Here is a 15,400-nt window from a genome sequence, read left to right as displayed (position 1 = left end):
TTAGGCGAAACTTCTGACAAGCGCAAAATCGGGAACTGCTACACCGCCGCGCCCAAGGCCAGAGCCACACCCGCCGAGACCAGCAAAACCCATCCAATCGCCATGCGCACCCGCAAGAGCAACACCGCCGCCACGGCGATCAGCACCAGCGCCTGCCATTGCACCATCGCAGCTTCGGGCCACCAAAGCCGAACCACGCCGATCCGCGTTTCGGTCACGGTTGCGAACACCACATGCAGCGCGAACCACAGCGACAGGTTCAGGATGACGCCGACCACCGCCGCCGTGATCGCCTTTAGCGCGGCGTTCAGGCGGGGCTGGGCCGCGATCCAGTCCAAGTATGGCGCGCCTGCGAAAATCCACAGAAAGCAGGGCACAAACGTCACCCAGAGTGTGACCATCCCACCTGCAAAGGCCAGCCTGTATCCGCCTTCGCGGAAGGCCGCGAGATAGCCGACGAACTGCGTGACAAGGATCAACGGCCCCGGCGTTGTTTCGGCAAGCCCCAGGCCGTCCATCATCTCGGTCGCGGTCAGCCAACCGAAATCAACCACGACATCCTGCGCCATGTAGGCCAGCACCGCATAGGCCCCGCCAAAGGTCACAACCGCGAGTTTGGAAAAGAACAATCCGATGGCGGTCAGGATCGACCCGCCGACCAGCGCGTCAAGGATCAGCACAGGCAATCCCCAGATCACCAGACCGATCAGCACAGTCATCAGCGTGCGCCCTGACGACACGGCCACAACCGGTGTCGGCGCGTCATCGTCCAGTGAAGCCAGGGACATCGCGCCGATGGCCCCTGCGGCCAAAACGATCAGCGGAAAGGGCACGTCAAAAAAGAAGATCCCGACAAAGGCCAGCCCCGCCAGCGCCCAATGCGCGCGCCCGATCAGCGCGCGGTTTGAGACCTTCAGCAAGGCCTCGATCACGATGACCACGGCCACCGCCTGCACGCCCAGAAACAGCGTATCGACCAGCGGCACATCGCCATAGGTCACGTAAAGCGTCGCCAGCGCAAAGATCACCGCCGCCCCGGGCAGCACAAACAGCAGCCCGGCGATCAAACCACCAAGGATCCCGTGCAGCCGCCATCCCGCATAGGTGGCCAATTGCATCGCCTCGGGTCCGGGCAAGAGCATACAGAAGCTAAGCGCGTTCAGATATTGCTTTTCGCTCAACCAAGCCCGCTCATCCACCAGCACCCGGTGCATCAGGGCAATCTGCGCCGCAGGGCCGCCAAAGGACAGCAGGCCGATTTTCAGAAAGACGGCGAAAAGCTGTGACAGCGGAACGTTCATCCCGCACCGCTCGGTGTTGGCCATGTGTGCGTTTCGGATGTCGCGTCGCGGGCCCAGCGGTAAAACGCGTCGTAAAGGCCCAGACCCGCCTCAAGCTGCGCAAGATCATCGCGGTACATGCGTGACAAGCCCAAAGATACCGCCAGCAGCCCTGCCGCTTCGGGCGCAAGGTCGTGCCGATTTGTGTCAGCACCGCGAACAAGGGTGGCAAGCCTGTCCAACGCGTCGAATGACAGGCCAAACTCGTCCAGCATCGTGTCAAAGGTGCACCTGTCTCCCCGATGGCTCCAGAACACGTCTTCCACGTCAAATGGCGTGGCGTCGAATTTCTCGGCGACCACCATCACCTGCGACGGTTCGACAAACAGGAATTGTGCGTGCGGATCGACGAACCGCCGGATCAACCAGGGACAGGCGATGCGGTCCACCTTGGGCCGGTGCCGCGTGACCCAAAGCGTTTCACCCTGCGCGTTAGGTTTTGGCAGTTTCGACGCCGTCACCATCGGCAACCCGGCATCCCGCCATCCGAATTGACCGCCCTGCAGCGTTTCGGCCGTGATCCCGCGCGCGCGCAGCAGCGCCGCAGCACCTTGGCTGATCTTGAACCCCTTCTGGCAATAAAGAACGGCGCTTCGCCCTGCCAAGACCGGTAAAAGGGCGTCGGTGTCACGATAGTGGTGCCGAACCGCTCCGGGGATCGGGCGGGGATCGCCGGCAAAATCCTCATCCGTGCGGACGTCGATCAGCACAGGCGCGTTGGGCGTTCCGATCAGTCGGACAAGCTGGGCAGGGGTGATTTCAGTTGGTGAGGCCATGGCGGCATCCTTCCCGGGAAACAGGTTATCAGGATGCGGGTCTTGGGCTGTCGCCTCACGAGGCGTCCGCGGCCCCATGCCTGTGTACGTGCCAGATGGCAGCCAACCAAGTCAAGCCAGCGGTCTATCCGCAGGATTGGCTGTTGCGGCGCGCGGTGTCAAAAATCCAGTCGGGTTTGTAGCCGAAATGCCCGGTCAGATTGCTGTGCCGCGTCCAGCCGTCAAACTCACCGTCATCGTCGATATCGACCTGCGCCAACTGCTCTGTCATGTCGCCGATCCGCGCGGCATTGGCATAGTCGATCTTTGGCGGCACCTTGAGCGCCTTGCCGCCCTTACACTGCGTGGCCTGCAGCAGGTCAGACGCGGATGAGCCTTTGTCCCGGCGCACCACCGCGTCACCGTCACAGGCAAAGCGGCGGGTCGCAAAGATATCGAAGGTGCGGTCTTCGGGCACGACATACCGTTCGCCCGGACGCCAGAACCCGATATCGGTGTCGGCAAACATGTTTTGCACATTGGTGTCCAGAGGCAGGCCATGGGTGCAGCCGCCGCCCGACCGGGGGGTGCCGAACCATTCGCGATCCACCTGGTTCTGGAACAGGTGCCAGTCCCCGGACCGGTGAAGCGCGCTGGAGCGGGAAAACGACCGCGAGGCCGAAATCCAGGAATAGTCGATCAGCCCGGCCTCTTTCAAAATCTGATGGGCATGCCCGCTGCCATAGGCCCCGGTTTTGTACCCGGCGGCATCCATCCGGTCCTTGATCACGCGGAAATAAGCGACCATGGCATTGATCGTGTCGCGGTCATTTTCGGTAAAGTTGAAATCCACCCCGAAATAGATCGCTGTACCACGCGGCTGGCCGACCGCCTGCGCCTGTTCGATGGCGGCGGTAACATCCAGTCGGGCTTCCTCGGTCACGCTGCGGGCGGCTCCGGTCCAGTTGCAATTGGCATCCGGCAGCGCCTTGCCGTCGCGGTTCTGGCCGCGAAACTTGTTGGGCGTGTTGCTGTAATACTGATAGATCGACAGAACCGCGAACCCCTTGGCAAAGATCTGTGCCAATTCGCTGCCCTGGTCGCGGGGCAGGCCCTGATTGATCATCTTCTTTTGCGTCAGCCCGTATTCCGGCTGATCACATCGGGCATAGTAGCGCCCGATCACCGTCACACCGCGCTCTTTCAACCGGTCCAGATAGGGGCGGGTATCATAGGCCGTGTCGATGATGGCCACGCGGGTGTCGGATTGGGCGCTGACCGCAGATGCAAGACACCCAAGGACGGCCATCACAAATACAAAAAACGGGTGCGACATGGCGGGCATCTCGGACACAATGGGACATATAAAAACGTCCCATCAGCATAGCAGAGGTTCGGCGCAGATCAGAGAAAAACCTGAGGTGGTGTCATCACTGGTCCCGCGCAACGGCGTAAAACAGATGCGCCAATGTTCCGACGACGGCAAAGGCGATCAGTCCCAACGCCCGTTCGTAGAGCCCGTCGACAGAGGTCGGCAGAAAGAAGAACACCGGCGCTGACAGGCACCACAGGACCGACAAGACGATCAGGGCGCGGCCGTGCGCAGGGCTGACCTGTCGGGCTCCGTGCGCCATCAGGGCAGGGGCCGCTGCCATCAGCAGTCCCAGCGCATAGACAAGGTAGCGATGGATCACCACGCCGTCCTGATCGCTGTCGCCGTATTCATTGCGTGCGCCGACCAAGAAGACGATCAGTCCCAATATGGCGAACGCGACAAGACCCGCGCTCCAGCCGGTGCCGCCCAGATGGTGATGCGCGGCCAGAAGAGCGATCGCGATCAAGGACGCGGAAAAAGCGTAGATCCCGATATCAACGATGTATTCGTACTTGCCGGCCCCAAGATCGCTGATCGTGTCGGCGATCCAGTCGTGATCCGGAACAATCCAGTCCGCAATCAGAATGGACAGACCGAAGATCACACAGCCCAGAACCGCGTATCCCGCAAGAGCGCGCATCAGTCGGGGCTGTTGTGTGGCGCGGTGCGGGTGTGTCTGAGGGTGCTGCATACCCGGTCAACGCCTGTCGTGCCGATTGGTTCACATTTTGCATCCGCGAATCAAAAACGGCCCCGCCCGAGGGGGCGAGGCCGTTCGAACCAGTCGGTCCGGCGATGATCAGTCTTCGGACTGTTCGATGGCCGGAACTTCATCTGCCTCGGTTTCGTCTTCATCTTCGTTGTCAGACGACCGCAGGCCGGATGGCGCAGAGATGTTGCCGATCACGAAGTCACGGTCGATGGTTGGCTTCGACCCGCTTGGCAGCGTAATGCTGGAAATGGTGATCGTGTCGCCGATGTCGAGGCCGGTCAGATCCACTGTCAGCTTCTCGGGGATGTCACCTGCGGTCACAACCAATTCCACTTCGGGACGCACAACCGTGAGAACACCGCCGCGCTTGATGCCGGGGGCTGCGTCTTCGTTCAGGAATTCAACCGGGATGAACAGGTTGACCTTGGACGTCCGGCGCAGGCGCATGAAGTCCACGTGTGTCGGAAGGTCCTTGACGACGTCGCGCTGCACATCGCGGCAGATCACACGCACATCGTCGTGGCCCTCGACCTTCATGTTGAACAGGGTCGACTTGAAGCGGCCTTTGCGCAGGCGCTTGAGCAGTTCGTTGAACGGGATGTTGATCGGCAGCGGATCGTTGTCGCCACCAAATACAATGCCCGGAACCATGCCATCGCGGCGTGCCTGACGAGCGGCGCCCTTGCCTGTCCCCGTCCGTTCCGTAGCTACGAGATCAGGAATCTCTCCAGCCATGATATATCTCCAAATTGTAAGGGCGGGATGCCTCCAAGGCTGTCACCCCGCGTGAAGGCGCCCGCGTAGACCGGATTGGCGTGCGGGGCAAGGCATTTGAACACCGTTTTGACAGGTTTTCTGCGGTTTGTGCACTGGACGATGCCAAAGTCCCGTGGCAATGGCCCGATATGGAGCTTTTACGCGATCTTCACCTGAGCCGTGGCCCCGCCGCCGCCTTTGCCGCCGTGGGCCTGTTCTGGGGCGCGTTTGCCGCCATGGTGCCGGAACTGAAGCCACAGGTGGGGCTGTCGGACGGGCAGTTCGGTCTTGCCCTTCTGGTCGCCTCTGGCGGGGCGGTGATGGCGATGTGGCTGGCCCCTCTGGCGGAACGGGCGCTGGGAGCGCGGGTGCTGACGGTGCTGGCCGCGCTGTTGGCGATGGCCACGATGATGCCCGGGCATACCCAGACAGGGTTGGCATTTACCGCAGCCATGCTTGCCGTGACGATGGCCACTGGCACGCTCGATGTGGCGATGAATGCCCGGGTGAGCGTGCTTGAAGCGCGCGAGAAGCGCAGTTTGATGAACCTCAACCACGCGGTGTTTTCGATTGCTTACGCGGTCTGCGCAATCTGTACCGGACTTGCCCGCGAAGCCGGTTTTGGCCCTGCCGCGATCCTGACCTGCGTGTCCGTTGCGATCGCGGCGCTGATCCTGCAAATCGCGGCGGCGCCGGTGGCGGACCCGGACCCGCAGGACGGCGACGGTGATGCCGCCCCGCTGCCGTGGTCGTTGCTGTTGCCCGGCGGGTTGATCATCCTGATTGCTTTTATGTCCGAACAGGCGACCGAAGGCTGGTCGGCGCTGCACCTTGAACGCAACCTTGGGGCCGGGGCCGCACAGGGCGCGATTGGCCCGGCGATCCTTGGGATCACGATGGCGATTGGACGCTTGGCAGGACAGGTTGTCGCCAACCGGGTCTCTGAACCTGTCGTGATCCGCTGGACCGCTGCCACTGCCGGGATCGGCGCCATCATCGCGGCCACTGCGCCAACGCTCTGGATCGCGTATCTGGGCTTTGCCATTATCGGCCTTGGCGTGTCGGTCGTGGCCCCGATGGCCTATGCGTGGATCGGGCGCATGGTGCCCAACAGCCACCGCAGCCACGCTATCTCGCGCATTTCGGTTGTGGGCTACACCGGGTTCTTCATCGGCCCGCCGATGATGGGCTTTTTGTCCGAAGGCTTCGGCCTCTGGGCGTCGTTCCTGACCATCGGCCTGATCCTGTTTGTCGTGCCGCTGGTGCTGGTGCCGGTTTTGTCGCGAAGGGCCACCGCCTGAGGCGTCATTTGTGACACAAAACACACGCTAGCCTTATGTCAAGAGCAGGTCTTTCGAGACTGAGGTAAATTTCATTTTTTTGAGACACCGGATTTCCCGGTTTTGTCACCAGTAATCTTGGGATGCTCAGATTAGTTTGAAGAGCATTGGCACCAGAAAAAGAAAGGAAGCTGACCGATGGCAAAACATGATGATGACAACCACGCAAATCAGATGAACCCCAATAATGATGCCTACTGGGAAAGCCGGGGTTACGATGATCGTCCTGACGACTGGGATGACCACCGTGACGAGCAAGACGATCTTTATTTCCATCCTTGATAGCAAGGTGGCGATTGGCTTCGGCATAAATTGATACCTATAGGGCTGACTGATCAGTCAGCCCTCGATGTAAAGAGGTCATAAACGGCTTGGGAGGGTCTCTCTGGAATGCCACCGATCTTTTTGATCGACCGTGCAGAATTGACCGTCAGAAGGACAAATCGTAGTCCGAGCTCGCGCTGTTCAAGCTCGGCCCTCCATTTTCCTTTCTCATTTATGTTCGTGTCCTGGCAAAGAGATCGCAGGCAAGTGCGCGCCGTGGCAAACGATGGAATCTGGTCGCCGTTGCGATACCTGCGCGGATTGCGAAGTAGATTTCTCTGGTCCTGTTCTGACTGTGCTTCGGCATTTCGATTTGGCTTCACGAAGCCGTCCAAGAGCAATCTATCTTTGGTATATCCTGTCCGGGTCTCAATCCGATCAAGCCAATGGGAGAAAGACCTGAGTGGATTGACGCGGCCTTGATCAGCCGCAAACAGCTCGGCCAAGCTGTCGCGCGTGGCTTCGACGGAGTGGTCATTTTCAAGCAGGAAAACGGTAGCAATCAATAATGCTCCGAATGCGGCCAGTTCGACCTGTGCGATATCCTCTTTCCCTTCTTCGATCAGCACGGCCATCTCGTCGAGGAAGCGGCTTTGGGCGAGTCCTGCTGATGGATGTTGCCTGAAATTCTTCAAAGTAAGGGCGAAAGCTTGAATCCCGCCGTTCCGGTAGACCTGGTGCAGCTGTAGGGACTTCTGGACGAGCCCTTCAAGAAGATTGCGGGTGGCTCTACGCTTCTTTGGCAGGTTCTTTGCCAGAAAGCTCCAAAAGACTAATGCGCTCTGCCAGTCAAAGCCGTCCTTGTTGTAGGGCGCATCACGGTGCGGCGATTCCAAAGATAGTTTATCAAAATCCATGTGGAACGCAGCATCGTTTGGACGCCATTTTGAAATAATAGCTACAAACAACTTTTCGATCCGCACGGAAGAAACACTTTTCCCGCACCGCAAATCCATCAAGATTTTGTGCTCGGTGACGTGCGTTTCCCTGTCATGGGTCGCCTTGTCCATAAGCAAGGCGCCGAGTGATTTATGACCGACCCAATTCGGAAGGACGTCTAAGTCTGGAAGCAACATGAGACCTCTATTAGCCATGGTCATTACGCAACGAAAACGGACCCCATAGCCGCCTGCAATTTTTGCGAAAAGGTCAGCGCACCTGAAGCAAAGTATAGGTTTATTATCGACATTCCAACAATGTGAATTCACCTGATCTGTGTTGTTTCTGGCGCAGCAAATGGCCGGCTTGCCGGGCTGCACTGCAGCATGAAAACCGTGCAGTGAATGGCAGTTTCTGGGAACGCGCCGGGACTCCTTCTCTTGTGACCGCAAGTGCAGTTTCGTGCGCACATCGCTTCTCCACGGCAACGACGACCGAACTTATGATTTTCCGCTCATTAACGGTCGATGATCCATGCCGCACCACACAAAAGCTTTTGAGCGGGAAGGGTCACTCCTATGCCGCGACACACGACGTTGACACCCTCTCACATGCCGGAAGGCTGACCATGAGAGACCGGTCTGAACAGGCTCTGGCAACCCCGGAGTACAGGTCGCCCGTTTAATCGGGGACGATGAGAGAACGGTCAGCACCACGAGCGGCGCCACTTCTTTCCATGAATTCCACGGGTCCAGCGACCTGATGCCAAATAACCCCGACCGGATCAGATCCGGTGCGGGGCGTTTGGCGTTGTCAATTGGCCCAATCGCCGGAAAAGCCTTTGGGGATCATCAGGATGTCGCGGTCCACGCTGTTGATGTCGGTGCGTCCGCACAGCCCCATGGATTTTTCCAATTCGCCATGGATCACGTTCAGTGCGTCAGTCACCCCCTGCTGTCCATTGGCCCCCAGACCATACACGTAAGCCCGTCCAATATAGGTGCCTTTTGCGCCCATCGCGGTTGCCTTGAGCACGTCCTGACCCGACCGGATCCCGCTGTCGAGATGCACCTCGATCTTGTCGCCCACCACATCCATGATCGGCTCCAAGGCCCGGATCGAGGACAGCGCACCGTCAAGCTGCCGCCCGCCATGGTTCGACACCACGATGGCATCTGCGCCCACGTTCAATGCCTCAAGCGCGTCGCGTGGGTCCATGATGCCCTTGATGATCAGCGGGCCGTCCCACATCTTGCGAAACTCGCGGATGCGGTCCCAGTTGAGCGACTGGTCAAACGCCTCGGCGGTCCAGGTGCTGAGCGAGGAGGGGTCTTTCACCCCTTTCGCGTGGCCCACGATATTGCCGAAGAACCGGCGTTTCGTTTGCAGCATGCCAAGGCCCCACTGCACCTTGGTCATCATGTTGGCAACCGAGGCCGGGGTCAGCTTGGGTGGGGCGGACAGGCCGTTTTTCAGGTCCTTGTGCCGCTGGCCCAGCAATTGCAGATCGACGGTGATGATCGCGGCGGAACACTTGGCGTCCTTGGCGCGGTCAAACAGGCGTTGCATGAAATCGTCGTCTTTCAGCGTATAGACCTGCATCCAGAACGGTTTTGTCGTGTTCTCGGCGACGTCTTCGATCGAACAGATCGACATGGTCGACAGGCTGTAGGGCACACCGAATGCCTCGGCGGCCTTTGCGGCTTTGATCTCACCGTCGAAATGCTGCATGCCAGTCAGCCCAACCGGGGCCAGGGCCACCGGCATCGCCACGTCCTGACCGATCATCTTGGTTGCGGTTTTGCGGCCTTCCATGTCGATCGCCACGCGTTGGCGCAGGTAGATCTTGTCAAAGTCCGACGAGTTCTCGCGGAAGGTCTGTTCCGTCCAGCTGCCCGACTCTGTGTAGTCAAAGAACATCTTCGGCACGCGGCGTTTGTAGATGCGGCGAAGGTCTTCGATTTCGGTGATCACGGACATGGTCAGGCCTTTCGGTCATATTGGTTAGTTTTCTTTACCAATGTGCGAAATTTGATGCAACGCGTCATTTTGGACTTGATTGGTTCGATATCGCACTAAATAGTCCGATATCGAGCCAATGGAGATTCATATGACCCTGTCCCGACGCAAGACACTTGGATTGATTGGTGGTGGTACGCTTGTTGCTGCGGCCTCTGGATTTGGGGTGTTCGCCAACACCCGCACCCCGACCAAGGCGCTCGCGCCCTGGGATATGGCGGGCGATTATGCAGATGCGCGGATGCGCGCCATGTCCTACGCGCTGCTGGCACCGAACCCGCATAACCGCCAACCCTGGGAGGCCGAACTGATCGGGGACGATACTGTCGCCATCTGGCGCGACCCAGACCGCAACCTGCCGGTCACCGACCCCTTCGCGCGGCAATTGACGATTGGCATGGGCTGCTTTCTGGACCTGATGCGCATGGCGGCAGGGGAAGACGGGTACGGCATCGAACAGACGCTTTTCCCGCAGGGCGAAGACGGCCCGGTTGCGATCTGTCGCTTTGTGCCGGGGGCCGGGGCACCCGATCCGCTCTTTGCCCATGTGATGGCGCGGCGGTCGCACAAAGAGGCGTTTGACGGCACCGAGGTCGGGCCCGACGCGCAGGCCGTCCTTGCGCCGTTCGCGCAGGTGTTCGCAGGCACAGATGAGGCCCGTGCCCTGCGCACCCTGGCCGAGGAAGCCTGGTTGATCGAAGCCAGCACCCAGGAGGCCTGGCAGGAAAGCATTGACCTCTTGCGGATCGGCAAGGCCGAGATCAACGCACAGCCTGACGGTATTGATGCGGGCGGAACCCAGTTGGAGCTGCTTGCGGCGGCGGGAATTTTCACCCGGGACGCGGCCTCTGACCTGAACAACCCGGGGTCACGAAGCGCGATCGAAGAGACGCGCAACGCGATTGCGACAGCGCCCGCGATGATCGTTCAGACCACGCCATCGAACAGCCGCGAAGACCAGATCGCGGCCGGGGCCACCTGGTTGCAATTGAACCTTGCCGCCACCGGGGCCGGGCTCGCGGTGCGACCGGTCAGCCAAGCGTTGCAGGAATATCCGGAAATGGCCACCGTCTACACCGCGATGCAGTCCACATACGCGCCGGACGGCGGGACGGTTCAAATGCTGGGACTTCTGGGCTACGCTCCGCGCACGCCCCGCACGCCGCGGTGGCCGATTGATGCCCGGATGAGGTCCAAACCCAAGAATGCCTGACGACCAGCCAGACGCCCTCACGGGTCTCTACTTTCAACTGTTCAACGAGATCGGCATCATCAGCCAGCTAAGCCGCGCCCTGTTCGAGGCGCGGCTGCCCGATGGTCTGCTGTTGCCGCATTTCACCGTTGTGAACCACTTGATCCGGGTGAAGGATGGCCAGACGCCGTTGACCCTCGCGCGGGCGTTTCAGGTGCCCAAGACGTCGATGACCCATACGCTGGCCGGGCTGGAAAAGCGCGGGCTGATCGAAATGCGCGCCAATCCCGACGACGCGCGCAGCAAGCAGGTCTGGCTGACAGAGGCGGGGCGCGCGTTTCGGGAAACGGCGATTGCGGGTCTCGCCCCGGAGATAGGGGATCTGTCGGACACGCTGCCGGAAGAGGAGGTGCGGGAGGTGGTCGCGCGTCTGGAGGCATTGCGCAAACGGCTGGACGCGGCGCGGGACTGAGGCGGCTGTTTCGGAGGTTTGCGCTGGTCGATGCGGTGACGCATCGACATCTTTCCGTCGACGGAAAGACGCGCCTCGTGATCGTCAGGTGAACCTGACCTCCAGCCCCTTGAGCAAGGGGGTGTCGAATGTGGTTCGCCACGTCTGGCCCACCGCAATCGGGCGCGCGTCGGTCAATGTGCCGGTGGTCACCACCTCACCCGGCTGGATCGGACCTGCGCCGGGCATGCGGTCGATCTGGCGGACGAGGTATTGCAGGGCGGTCAACGGCCCCCCCAACACATCGCTGCCGGACCCCTGATGCAGTTCCTCTGGCCCGGTCATGGTGAGCGCACAGCGGGCCAGCGCGTCCAGCCGGTCCGGCGTCGGCTCCATCCGGTCGCCGACCCACAGCGCCCCGTGCATGGCGCAAGCGGCCACGCTGTCGGGTGCGGAAAACCGCCAGTCGGGATAGAGCGACATGACAATCTCGATCCCATGCGCCACCCAGTCCACGCAGTCCGCGATTGCCGTCAGATCCATGTCGGGGTCGGGCGTTTTCTTGAAGCCGAAGACGATCTCGGGCTCGATCCGGGGCTCTGGTACGGCGGGCAGGGGGATCACGCCGTCTGCCGGGATATCGTGAACGGTGTTGGTATACATCCAACCCCAGACGGGCGCATCGACGTTGTAGATCGGCCAGATCGCCCGGTTGGTGAACCCGATCTTGCGCCCTGCGACCACATCGCCATCGTGTACACGCAGCGCATGAAGATCCGCGGCAATACGATAGCCGTCATCCAGCGTCAGGCCGGGCCGCATGCCGTCGGTCAGCGGCGGCACCTGGGTGATGCCGCGCAACGCGCTGTAGAGCACGTCGGCTGGATCGGTGTCAGGCACGGTGCGCGCCGTCAGCAAGGGATTTCACAAAGGCCAACACATCGGCCACGGGTTTGCCGTCGGCCAGTTCCGACACGATGGCCGACCCGACAACGCAGCCATCGGCCACGCTGGCAATGGATTGTGACGCGTCGGGTGTCTTGATGCCAAAGCCCACGATCACCGGCAGGTCCGTTTGCGACTTGATCCGCGCGACCTCTGGACCGACATCCGCTGCCTGTGCCTCGGCGGCACCAGTGATGCCCGTGATCGACACGTAATACACAAAGCCGGAGGTGTTTTCCAAAACCTTGGGAAGGCGTTTATTGTCGGTTGTCGGCGTGGCCAGACGGATAAAGTTCAGCCCCGCAGCCTGCGCCGGGATGCACAGCTCGTCATCCTCTTCGGGGGGCAGATCGACGATGATCAACCCGTCAATGCCCGCCTCTTTGGCTTGCTCCAGAAACCTGTCGACGCCGCGCGAATAGATCGGGTTGTAATAGCCCATCAAAACGATGGGCGTCGTGTCGTCATCCTGACGGAAGCGGCGCGCCAGGTCCAATGTGCGATCCAGCGTCATGCCCGCGTCAAGCGCACGCTGACCGGCTAGCTGAATGGTGCTGCCATCCGCCATCGGATCGGTGAAGGGCAGGCCCAGTTCGATCACATCGACTCCGGCGTCGGGCAGGCCCTTGAGCAGCTCCAGCGAGGTGTCGAAATCCGGATCACCGGCCATCACATAAGCCACAAACGCTTTCTGGCCTGCGTCACGCAGCGCGGCGAATTTGGCATCGATCCGGGTCATGTCTGTCTCCTCACTCAGGTTCGGCCCGGATTGCCTGACGTCAGGCGGAAAATCAATGGCGCACACCGGGGAAATAGCCGACAGGTTTTGATGCGTGTCAAAGAATGCTGCGCCTGCATGGTTTAAAGTCACCGCAATCACACACCTTTTTGGGAGCCTTTCATGACCGCCAGACCCGCCGCTGTTGCCTCGAACGCCAACGCAGAGCTTAAAGACATCCCCGCCCCCCAGCGGGCGGTTGCCGCAGAAGACGTGCGTCGCGCGTTCGAGACGGGTAAGTATCCCTACAGCAAACGCATGGGCCGTCGCGCCTACGAGGCCGAGAAGGCCGCGTTGCAGGCCGAATTGCTGAAGGTTCAGCTTTGGGCGCAAGAGACCGGGCAGAAATTCGTGATGCTGTTTGAAGGGCGCGATGCCGCGGGCAAGGGCGGCACGATCAAGCGCTTTACCGAACACCTGAACCCGCGTGCCGCGCGCGTCGTTGCGCTGAACAAACCCACCGATGAAGAGCGCGGCCAGTGGTATTACCAGCGCTATATTCAGCACCTGCCGACATCGGGGGAAATGGTGCTGTACGACCGGTCCTGGTACAACCGCGCGGGTGTGGAACGGGTGATGGGGTTTTGCGAACCCGGCGAATACCTTGAGTTCATGCGCCAGACGCCGGATTTCGAACGCATGCTGACCCGATCGGGCATCCGGCTTTACAAATACTGGTTCTCGGTCACCCAGGAAGAACAAAAACGCCGCTTTGCCAGCCGCGAAACAGACCCTCTTAAACAGTGGAAGCTGTCGCCGATTGACAAGGCCAGCCTGTCGAAATGGGACGATTACACCGAGGCCAAGGAAGCGATGTTCTTTTACACCGACACTGCGGATGCGCCTTGGACCATCGTGAAATCGAACGACAAGAAACGCGCGCGCCTGAATTGCATGAAGCATTTCCTGTCCACGCTGGATTACCCCGGCAAGGATTTCGACATCGCGCAGGCACCCGATCCGTTGATCGTGAATGGGGCCGGTCACGTGATCAGCAGTTCGGACCACATCCTTGGGACCTCGCTGCACCCTGGACAGCGCAAGGCTTAGTCCAAGTGCACCACGACCCCCGGAAGAACCCAGTACAAGACCCGTCCGGGGGTCGTCGCGAAATCTGCCATCGATCAAATATGTCGACCTGTCGTGTGCGACGCGCTAGGGTAGCGCAGCTTTACGCAGCGTCAATCTTTTGGCGCACGGGGTGCCGCGTGAGGCAGGAGCAATAGTGCTGAGACCTGAGCGCCCGTATGGGGACGACCGATGGCATTCAGATTGCTCGCGGAACGGAAGAGAACCGCATTCCACCTTGCAGAGCAAATGCTCTATTTGCAGCTTGCCGATGGAACCTTTGGCACGCGCAGGCGCAGGTCCCGGACAAACTGGAACACCGTTCATCGAAATACGTTGATCAACGTGGTCGGGACCGCGCACCATTTTGATGGTCCGGTCACGAACAGCACGACCTTTGGTGGCCAAACTGCGCGCGCGCTCAAGAAACAACAGCGTGCGGACGACGCCTATCTGTTGATCAACACGATCTACCTGACCTGTAAGTACGAAGTTGACGAAGATATCGTTCCGATCCTGAAATTGTCCAAAGCGGTCAATCAGGTTGGAAGCCGTGGGATGAAATTCTGGTCTCCGGGGATGGGGTTGGGCGATGTGTGCAACACTGCTTTTGGCGAAGTGATCGGGGCTGTGACCGGTGGCACAAACGATATGCTGATTATCGGGGGAAGTGCGGCACCCGGCGGGACATATGGTGCGGTGGCCGATTTGATGAAAAAGACCGGCGGCAGTGTCGGGGCGTTGAAAGACATCGGAACAGGCCAAAGCACGGGCATCACGGGATTGTTGGACGTGCTGTCTCCGATCAGAACCGAAATCACGTCGGAGCAGCAGTTTATCGCGATAAGACGGTGCAATCTCATTCTGACGGGTGGTCGAGGGAATTCCGGCAGAATGCGGGCCAGCGCGACATGTAATGTCCATGTCGGCCCGACATCTCGGGCGCTGGCTCTGGCGGTAACCGACAGCGACGATCCGTTGCGCAATCGCACGAACTATATCACCAACCCGTTTTCCGATGATCCAACGTTCGTTCCGAACCAAAGGGTCAGGATCGAGCGCGCGGGGCTGCCAACCGGCTATTGGATCAATGAACAAATGTTCCATGCGCGCCTGTCAAACGGACGGCATGGGTGGGTCAAGCATTCGGATACAGAGAAAACCGGCGATGATCGCAATTTTCTTGTGTCCCAAACGCCGCCACCGGCATTCAATTTCACCCGCGCAAGCACGCGCGTGCAGGAGGCCTTTGAATCCGCAACCCGCCCCAGTTCTAAGGCGGCCGACAGTGATGACGGGTTCAGCGACCTGTTCAGCGGAAGCACCGAGAGCCTGTCTGCCGGTTCTTTTTCCGACAGCTACAGCGCGTCGTCGAGCGACAGTGCCCGATAGGAATAAAGACAGCGTGTCGCGAAACAGATATTTCCGGAACAGCGCTGGTTTGGCCCCCTGTCGTCCTTGCTTTG

At 60.2% G+C, this 15,400-nt stretch carries 15 protein-coding genes; 6 read left to right on the top strand and 9 right to left on the bottom strand.

The annotated features are described in order from the left end of the window. Window positions 1-38: 38 nt before the first annotated feature. From chrA to MWU54_RS05990, 5 genes are all read right to left on the bottom strand, one after another. Window positions 39-1,325, bottom strand: coding sequence for a chromate efflux transporter (gene chrA, locus MWU54_RS06010; RefSeq protein WP_247081490.1), 1,287 nt, complete (start codon window positions 1,323-1,325; stop codon window positions 39-41). Continuing rightward, window positions 1,298-2,116 (bottom strand): sulfurtransferase/chromate resistance protein, encoded by an 819-nt coding sequence (locus tag MWU54_RS06005; protein ID WP_247081489.1) that lies wholly within the window; start codon window positions 2,114-2,116, stop codon window positions 1,298-1,300. The genes chrA and MWU54_RS06005 overlap by 28 nt, the downstream gene beginning before the upstream one ends. A gap of 124 nt (window positions 2,117-2,240) precedes the next feature. Then, the gene (locus MWU54_RS06000; RefSeq protein ID WP_247081488.1) at window positions 2,241-3,431 is read right to left on the bottom strand and encodes a glycoside hydrolase domain-containing protein; all 1,191 of its coding nucleotides are present in this window, start codon (window positions 3,429-3,431) and stop codon (window positions 2,241-2,243) included. Between the two features lie 94 nt (window positions 3,432-3,525). Further along, complete coding sequence (locus tag MWU54_RS05995; RefSeq protein WP_247081487.1) at window positions 3,526-4,110, bottom strand: DUF998 domain-containing protein; 585 nt, start codon at window positions 4,108-4,110, stop codon at window positions 3,526-3,528. 159 nt (window positions 4,111-4,269) lie between these two features. Beyond that, the gene (locus tag MWU54_RS05990; protein WP_247081486.1) at window positions 4,270-4,917 is read right to left on the bottom strand and encodes a 50S ribosomal protein L25/general stress protein Ctc; all 648 of its coding nucleotides are present in this window, start codon (window positions 4,915-4,917) and stop codon (window positions 4,270-4,272) included. 170 nt (window positions 4,918-5,087) lie between these two features. Here MWU54_RS05990 and MWU54_RS05985 point away from each other — a divergent pair, with 170 nt between their 5' ends. After that, on the top strand, window positions 5,088-6,239 hold the full coding sequence (locus MWU54_RS05985) for an MFS transporter (RefSeq protein WP_247081485.1): 1,152 nt from the start codon (window positions 5,088-5,090) through the stop codon (window positions 6,237-6,239). Between the two features lie 177 nt (window positions 6,240-6,416). Then, window positions 6,417-6,560: a hypothetical protein gene (locus MWU54_RS05980; RefSeq protein ID WP_247081484.1), complete on the top strand. Its 144-nt coding sequence runs from the start codon at window positions 6,417-6,419 to the stop codon at window positions 6,558-6,560. Between the two features lie 53 nt (window positions 6,561-6,613). Here the strand turns inward: MWU54_RS05980 and MWU54_RS05975 are convergent, their stop codons facing one another. Together MWU54_RS05975 and MWU54_RS05970 are read right to left on the bottom strand one after the other, a co-directional pair. Further along, window positions 6,614-7,678 (bottom strand): hypothetical protein, encoded by a 1,065-nt coding sequence (locus MWU54_RS05975; RefSeq protein ID WP_247081483.1) that lies wholly within the window; start codon window positions 7,676-7,678, stop codon window positions 6,614-6,616. A gap of 616 nt (window positions 7,679-8,294) precedes the next feature. Beyond that, entirely contained in the window at window positions 8,295-9,461 is a 1,167-nt protein-coding gene (locus tag MWU54_RS05970) for an alpha-hydroxy acid oxidase (RefSeq protein WP_247081482.1), read from the bottom strand. Between the two features lie 130 nt (window positions 9,462-9,591). Here MWU54_RS05970 and MWU54_RS05965 point away from each other — a divergent pair, with 130 nt between their 5' ends. Together MWU54_RS05965 and MWU54_RS05960 are read left to right on the top strand one after the other, a co-directional pair. Beyond that, on the top strand, window positions 9,592-10,713 hold the full coding sequence (locus MWU54_RS05965) for a twin-arginine translocation pathway signal protein (RefSeq protein ID WP_247081481.1): 1,122 nt from the start codon (window positions 9,592-9,594) through the stop codon (window positions 10,711-10,713). Beyond that, the gene (locus tag MWU54_RS05960; protein WP_247081480.1) at window positions 10,706-11,164 is read left to right on the top strand and encodes a MarR family transcriptional regulator; all 459 of its coding nucleotides are present in this window, start codon (window positions 10,706-10,708) and stop codon (window positions 11,162-11,164) included. The genes MWU54_RS05965 and MWU54_RS05960 overlap by 8 nt, the downstream gene beginning before the upstream one ends. A gap of 84 nt (window positions 11,165-11,248) precedes the next feature. Here MWU54_RS05960 and MWU54_RS05955 read toward each other — a convergent pair whose 3' ends face one another. Then, on the bottom strand, window positions 11,249-12,043 hold the full coding sequence (locus MWU54_RS05955; protein WP_247081479.1) for a hypothetical protein: 795 nt from the start codon (window positions 12,041-12,043) through the stop codon (window positions 11,249-11,251). Beyond that, window positions 12,036-12,827 (bottom strand): tryptophan synthase subunit alpha, encoded by a 792-nt coding sequence (trpA, locus tag MWU54_RS05950; RefSeq protein ID WP_247081478.1) that lies wholly within the window; start codon window positions 12,825-12,827, stop codon window positions 12,036-12,038. The genes MWU54_RS05955 and trpA overlap by 8 nt, the downstream gene beginning before the upstream one ends. A 162-nt stretch (window positions 12,828-12,989) precedes the next feature. On the opposite strand from trpA, the gene ppk2 reads away from it, so the two are divergent. Both ppk2 and MWU54_RS05940 read left to right on the top strand, forming a co-directional pair. Then, on the top strand, window positions 12,990-13,916 hold the full coding sequence (ppk2, locus tag MWU54_RS05945) for a polyphosphate kinase 2 (protein ID WP_247081477.1): 927 nt from the start codon (window positions 12,990-12,992) through the stop codon (window positions 13,914-13,916). A gap of 210 nt (window positions 13,917-14,126) precedes the next feature. Continuing rightward, a complete protein-coding gene (locus tag MWU54_RS05940; RefSeq protein WP_247081476.1) occupies window positions 14,127-15,326 on the top strand; it encodes a hypothetical protein in 1,200 nt (399 codons plus the stop codon). Window positions 15,327-15,400: the final 74 nt, after the last annotated feature.

Source organism: Marivita sp. S6314 (assembly GCF_023015985.1).
Classification (GTDB): domain Bacteria; phylum Pseudomonadota; class Alphaproteobacteria; order Rhodobacterales; family Rhodobacteraceae; genus Marivita.
Note: the sequence above shows the minus strand (reverse complement) of the source record. Positions and strands in the feature narration are given on the sequence as shown.